Origin of the sequence: Psychromonas sp. B3M02, from assembly GCF_003318165.1 — a bacterium.
Taxonomy (GTDB): domain Bacteria; phylum Pseudomonadota; class Gammaproteobacteria; order Enterobacterales; family Psychromonadaceae; genus Psychromonas.
Window position 1 is genome coordinate 1 of the sequence record NZ_QOCB01000122.1, and the last position, 3802, is coordinate 3802.

Consider the following 3802-nt stretch of genomic DNA (forward strand, 5'->3'; position numbering starts at 1 on the left):
GATCTAAATTTTGCGCCGGAAAAATGGCTTAGTTTAAGGCGTAAGTTGATGTAAATGGTTGTTCCCTATACGAAACTTACAACGAAAAAATAAGTTGTTTTAACAAGTAAAATAGATTAGTTACTTACTATGATTGGTATAAATAATGGATGTTAATATTTACCTAATAGCTTCTAAATCAAGCTTAATACCTTACAAGTACCCCATAAAAATAGTTTGTATTATTCACTCCCTAACAGATCACATTTTGCATATATTTCAGCTTTTCCATTAGAAAGTTTGTTTTTTATTGAATTCTGAATAGTGTAGTATGCGCTAATTAATCTTACATCTTGTATTTAAAATAGCAGGCTATTTAGAAAGATATCTTTGCCATTAACCTTAAGAGTTTATTATGAAAAAAATTGAAGCGATTATTAAGCCATTCAAAATGGATGATGTACGTGAAGCATTAGCAGACATTGATATTACTGGTATGACAGTATCTGAAGTAAAAGGGTTTGGTCGCCAGAAAGGCCACACGGAGCTATATCGTGGTGCTGAGTATATGGTTGATTTTCTACCAAAAGTAAAAATCGAGCTAGTGGTAAAGAAAGAGTATGTTGAGCGTTGTATCGAAGCGATTATGAAAACCGCACAAACTGGTAAAATTGGTGATGGTAAAATCTTTGTTACTTCAGTTGAGCGTGTAATACGAATTCGTACCGGTGAAGAAGATGGTGAAGCTGTTTAATTTTATTGTCATTACACTTTTAGAATGTAATTGCTTTAAATATTGAATAGGTAGATTAAAAAAGGAGAACGATGTTCTCCTTTTTATTTATCTATTTAAAAAGTGGAAAGTGACTACCAATCAAATAGTTTTAGGCTGCCACCACGTTTTACGATTTTATCATCAGGATAGTTTAAGGCTAAAATAGCCAAGGCATTTTTCTTAGGCTCTTCTAACCCTAGTTCTTCATAAGCTTCTATCATAATTTCTAACGCATCTTTAACGGCATGAGTATCAGGGTAGTTATTCAATACAATTTTACTACGGTTGATAGCAGCGATATAAGCTTCACGTTTGATATACCATTCTGCAACAGCAACCTCATATCGTGCGACACGATCTTTTAGGTAAACCATACGTTGTCTAGCATCTTTAGCATATTCGCTATCTGGGTAGTTGGTTAAGATACGGTTAAAATCTTTAAAAGCACGCTGTGAGTAACTTTGGTCCCGGTTGAAACGGTCTACACCAAATAAGTTTTGGAAAAACTGTTCATCAACAGTTAGATTCGTTAAGCCACGCATATAATAGACGTAATCTAAATCTTTATGCGTTGGGTTTAGTCGAATGAATTTGTCTATGTTAGCCAGTGCAAGTGCCATATCACCTTGCTTATAGTAAGTATAAATAAGGTCTAGTTGTACTTGTTCTGAGTGAGGGCCGAATGGATAACGGCTATCTAAAGCCTCTAAAATTTCAGCGGCTTTTTCAAAATTAGCTGACTCTAATGCGGCAGTGGCATCCTGATATAATGCCACTGGTGGCTTATCAGCGACTTTAGGTTTAGTATTTTTTTTCGATGAACAGCCTGAAATAAAAATGGCGATGAAAAAACTGGTCGTTATTAGTCTAAGGATTTTATTCATAAGTGTTATAATGTCGGCCAATATTAAAAAGTAACAGTATCAGCTATCGTTGAACGAAATAAAAGTAAAAAAAGACAAAATGTGACAAGATTAGGTTGTTAAACGATATACTTTTTAAAAAATACATAATTACAGCGCAATATTAAAAGAAGAGAACATTATGAGCCAAGCAATACACCTAACTGCAGAAGTAACAGATGAACAGTTAGGACTTCGATTAGACCAAGCGGTTGCAGCACTTTTTCCTGACTATTCACGCTCTCGTATTAAAGAGTGGATTTTAGCTGGTTTGGTACAAATCGATGGCACGGTTTCATCGACGCCACGTGAAAAAGTTTTTACTGGGCAAGTACTCGAGGTCAATGCTGAATTAAAAGATGAAGTGACTTTTGTCGCGCAAAAAATTGAAATCGATATCGTATATGAAGATGAAGATATTCTAGTGATCAATAAACCTGCTGGTTTAGTGGTTCATCCTGGTGCTGGTAATGCTAGTGGTACCTTGTTAAATGCATTGTTATACCATTACCCAAGCATTGCTGAAGTACCACGTGCGGGTATTGTGCATCGTTTAGATAAAGAAACTTCTGGATTAATGGTGGTGGCTAAAACTGTACCCGCTCAAACGCATCTAGTAACCAGTTTACAAGCTCGTCAGATGACGCGTGAGTATGACGCTATTGCTACTGGTTGTTTTACGGCGGGTGGTAAAGTGGATGCACCGATTGGCCGAGATAAAGTACATCGTACTAAAATGGCTGTAAACCACACTGCTGGTAAAGAAGCGATCACTCATTACCGTATTTCTGAAAAATATCGTGCACATACTCGTTTACGTTTACGTCTAGAAACAGGTCGTACTCACCAAATTCGTGTCCATATGATGTCTATTAGTCATGTATTAGCGGGTGATCCAGTTTATGGTGGTCGTCCTCGTCCGCCAAAAGGAGCTTCTGTCGAGTTGAGCGAAGCATTGCGCGGATTTAGACGCCAAGCTCTACATGCAACTATGCTTCGTTTAGATCATCCGATCACAGGTGAAGAGATGGAGTGGCATGCTGAGCCACCAGAAGACTTTAAAGTGTTAGCGGCTGCTTTACGTGCAGATGCGATTGCCCATGAAAACCAATCTCAAGATTACTAAAATCTGCAATGCAATTAATTAAACCTAATTGGGATGCTCCCGCTCGTGTTCATGCTTACTCTACCACGCGTTTAGGTGGAGTGAGTGAGCAACAGTACGCGGGGCTAAACTTAGGTTTACATGTACAAGACGATCCTAACAGTGTGGCGACTAACCGACAATTACTGAGTAAACAGGCACAAGGTGCTGGCGATTTTTGTTGGTTAAATCAAACCCACAGTAATAGGTTAATCAAGGTATCCGCTTCAACTAAGCAAGGTATTGATGCGGATGCGAGTTGGACAACTTCCACAGAACGCACTTGTGTGGTGATGACAGCTGATTGTTTACCTGTATTAATCACTGACCAACAAGGCTCTTTTGTCGCTGCGATACATGCAGGATGGCGTGGTTTATATGACGGTATCATTGAAAATAGCATTACGACTATTCGTAAAGAGCTGGAAATACCTAGCCAGCAATTATTAGTGTGGTTAGGGCCTTGTATTGGCCCTGAAGCTTTTGAGGTAGGTGATGAAGTACGTCGTTTATTTGTAGAGCATGAACCATCGGCTACACATGCTTTTATTGCAGGCTCTCCTGGCAAATGGTTCGCTGATTTACACGCTTTAGCAAGGTTACGTTTAACAGGTTTTCCTGGTGTTAATATTAGCGCTACACCATTATGCACCTACAATGATCCTCATTTATTTTATTCCTACCGCCGTGATGGACAAACAGGGCGTTTAGCAACTTTTATTTATTTGAACTAAAGCTTTCATCTTTCTATTAATGCCTTATTAGCACTAGCTATTGATTGCATAAACAAAAAATACCGCTTGCAAATTATACAATTTATTTTTTAATTTACCTTGAATTTATAATCTTTATACCCATTTATAAAGAGTAATCTTTGTTGGGAGAATTAAGATGCGTTTAGATAAATTAACCAGTAAATTTCAATTAGCATTAGCTGATGCTCAGTCTATTGCTCTAGGTCGTGACCATCAATATATTGAGGCCACACATGTCCTATTAGCC

The 3802-nt window shown here is 37.8% G+C and carries 5 protein-coding genes; 4 read left to right on the plus strand and 1 reads right to left on the minus strand.

Translation table 11 applies throughout. From position 1 onward, the window contains the following. Window positions 1-394: 394 nt before the first annotated feature. Window positions 395-733, plus strand: a complete 339-nt coding sequence (gene glnB / locus DS885_RS13590) for a nitrogen regulatory protein P-II (protein ID WP_113819966.1) — start codon at window positions 395-397, stop codon at window positions 731-733. A 113-nt stretch (window positions 734-846) separates the two neighbouring features. On the opposite strand, the gene DS885_RS13595 is transcribed toward glnB, so the two are convergent. After that, complete coding sequence (locus DS885_RS13595) at window positions 847-1638, minus strand: outer membrane protein assembly factor BamD (protein ID WP_113819967.1); 792 nt, start codon at window positions 1636-1638, stop codon at window positions 847-849. 160 nt (window positions 1639-1798) lie between these two features. On the opposite strand from DS885_RS13595, the gene rluD reads away from it, so the two are divergent. The 3 genes from rluD to DS885_RS17910 form a co-directional block, all read left to right on the plus strand. Next, entirely contained in the window at window positions 1799-2782 is a 984-nt protein-coding gene (rluD, locus tag DS885_RS13600; RefSeq protein ID WP_113819968.1) for a 23S rRNA pseudouridine(1911/1915/1917) synthase RluD, read from the plus strand. A gap of 8 nt (window positions 2783-2790) precedes the next feature. Next, window positions 2791-3534, plus strand: coding sequence for a peptidoglycan editing factor PgeF (pgeF, locus tag DS885_RS13605; RefSeq protein ID WP_113819969.1), 744 nt, complete (start codon window positions 2791-2793; stop codon window positions 3532-3534). A 157-nt stretch (window positions 3535-3691) separates the two neighbouring features. Then, window positions 3692-3802: Clp protease N-terminal domain-containing protein (locus tag DS885_RS17910; RefSeq protein WP_369007757.1), on the plus strand; the 111-nt coding region annotated here is incomplete at its 3' end.

Excerpts from the sequence above, each read along its gene's own strand:
- glnB (WP_113819966.1), top strand. The coding sequence starts at position 395 with ATGAAAAAAATTGAAGCGATTATTAAGCCATTCAAAATGGATGATGTA.
- DS885_RS13595 (WP_113819967.1), bottom strand. The coding sequence starts at position 1,638 with ATGAATAAAATCCTTAGACTAATAACGACCAGTTTTTTCATCGCCATT.
- rluD (WP_113819968.1), top strand. The coding sequence starts at position 1,799 with ATGAGCCAAGCAATACACCTAACTGCAGAAGTAACAGATGAACAGTTA.
- pgeF (WP_113819969.1), top strand. The coding sequence starts at position 2,791 with ATGCAATTAATTAAACCTAATTGGGATGCTCCCGCTCGTGTTCATGCT.